The 331-nt window shown below is 53.8% G+C and carries 1 protein-coding gene; it reads left to right on the top strand.

Annotated elements, in window-relative coordinates; all coding sequences use genetic code 11:
- Window positions 1–305: hypothetical protein (locus HMPREF2928_RS06600; protein WP_210399876.1), on the top strand; the 305-nt coding region annotated here is incomplete at its 5' end.
- Window positions 306–331: the final 26 nt, after the last annotated feature.

Here is a 331-nt window from a genome sequence, read left to right as displayed (position 1 = left end):
TTGTGGGTCAGCTGAAAAAAGCACCACCAAGGTTGCTAAACACCCCCGGCTATCAGGAGCAGAGGGAGCAGGTGCGAAAGCACCGGCGCATCCTGGATGTGCTCGGCGTGGGTTTTGCTCTTGCCCTGATGATTATTCAGTGGGGTAACGCCTCGTTCTCGCTTGCTTTTCATGCGTGCGTTATTTGGTTGATTCCCAGCCAGCTGTATGATCTCTGGCAGAAGTTCAATGTGTCGCGTGGGGTACTCTTCGCGTGTGCTATCGCGCTGATTGTTATTGAGTTTGGGTTGGCGCTCCTACCCTAACCTGCACCCTATAACAGTTGTGGCGG

Source organism: Rothia sp. HMSC072B04, from assembly GCF_001813725.1.
GTDB lineage: Bacteria > Actinomycetota > Actinomycetes > Actinomycetales > Micrococcaceae > Rothia > Rothia mucilaginosa.
Note: the sequence above shows the minus strand (reverse complement) of the source record. Positions and strands in the feature narration are given on the sequence as shown.